The following is a 1,132-nucleotide window of genomic DNA, read 5'->3' on the forward strand; positions in this document are numbered from 1 at the left end:
CTGGAGGCGGGGCGCTGTCTGCTCGATCTGCGGACGGTGCCTCCCGAGGACGACGCCCGGCTGGCCGGGGCGGTCCGTGCCGCGGCGCACGGGTAAGGGGGCGTGCGCGTCAACAGTGTCAGCCCCGGCCCGGTGGAGACGGACCTGTGGCTCGGCGGCGGGGGAGTGGCCGACACCGTCTCGGCCGCGGCGGGTCTGGATGCGCGGGACGTCATGGCGCAGGCCGCGGCCGCCACCGTCAGCGGACGCTTCTCCCGCCCCACCGAGATCGCCGACCTGGTCGTGTACCTGGCCGGTGACCGGGCCGCCAACATCATCGGCAGCGACCTGCGGATCGACGGAGGGTTCGTCCCCACGTGGTGAGCCAGGGGCCTGCCCCGGAGCACCGCACGCGGGTCCGGTGACCTGATCACCCGCCGGTCGGCGTCTCCCGTGGCCCGCGGTCCGACGCGGGCCACACGTACGGCAGGTCGTCGTGCACCCCGGGGAACAGACCGGCGTACACCTCCCGGTCCTTGCGGACGAGTGCCGAGCGGTGACTCTCGTGGAACGCCTCGTCGCCGAGCCAGGGCGGCAGCTCACCGGCGGCCGCCAGTTCCGCCTGGTCGCGCACCTGAGCGCCCGGACGGCACGCGGCGAGCCCGGCGACCAGGGAGGCGGCGCAGCTGTCCTGGTGCCCCTGCTCCCGCCAGACCCGGCAGATCTCCAGGCCGTACCGCACGAGCGCCTCCTCGTACCCGGTCCACATCCGTACGGCCGGGTGCCGGCGCCATCCGTAGCCGGGGACGGTCAGGCCGCGCAGGACCTGGAGCGCCTCGACACGCTGCTTGCCCAGCCGGCGTCGGTCCAGGAGCTGCGCGGTGCGCCGGAAGTCGGGGTCGGGGAGGAACGTCTGCATCAGTCACCGTCCCGCTTCCCGCCCGGCGCGGCCGGCATGTGGCCGGCCTGCCTGCCGGACGTGCTCGTCGCGATCGTGGTACCGCTTGCCTCCCCGCCGTGTTCCCCCGGCTCGCGGAGTCGAACGGCGTGGGCGAGGTCGTCGCACTCCTGCACGGCGGGCACGGATCTTCCACTGTCCGGACCGCTTCATCGAATCGCATTTACGGAAAACTCACGGGCCCTCATCGACTGC

Annotated in this window: 3 protein-coding genes; 1 reads left to right on the forward strand and 2 read right to left on the reverse strand. The window is 73.8% G+C overall.

Translation table 11 applies throughout. The features are described from left to right. Positions 1–102: 102 nt before the first annotated feature. Positions 103–363 (forward strand): SDR family oxidoreductase, encoded by a 261-nt coding sequence (locus ABZ646_RS47080; protein WP_360534048.1) that lies wholly within the window; start codon positions 103–105, stop codon positions 361–363. 46 nt (positions 364–409) lie between these two features. On the opposite strand, the gene ABZ646_RS47085 is transcribed toward ABZ646_RS47080, so the two are convergent. After that, positions 410–898 (reverse strand): MSMEG_6728 family protein, encoded by a 489-nt coding sequence (locus tag ABZ646_RS47085; protein WP_360534051.1) that lies wholly within the window; start codon positions 896–898, stop codon positions 410–412. After that, complete coding sequence (locus ABZ646_RS47090; protein ID WP_360534054.1) at positions 898–1,062, reverse strand: hypothetical protein; 165 nt, start codon at positions 1,060–1,062, stop codon at positions 898–900. Before ABZ646_RS47090 ends, ABZ646_RS47085 begins: the two co-directional genes overlap by 1 nt. Positions 1,063–1,132: the final 70 nt, after the last annotated feature.

It is taken from the genome of Streptomyces sp. NPDC007162 (assembly GCF_040634175.1).
In the GTDB taxonomy this organism is placed as follows: domain Bacteria; phylum Actinomycetota; class Actinomycetes; order Streptomycetales; family Streptomycetaceae; genus Streptomyces.

What these genes read in the sequence shown, in the direction of transcription:
- ABZ646_RS47085 (WP_360534051.1), bottom strand. Translation starts at nt 898, where the DNA reads ATGCAGACGTTCCTCCCCGACCCCGACTTCCGGCGCACCGCGCAGCTC.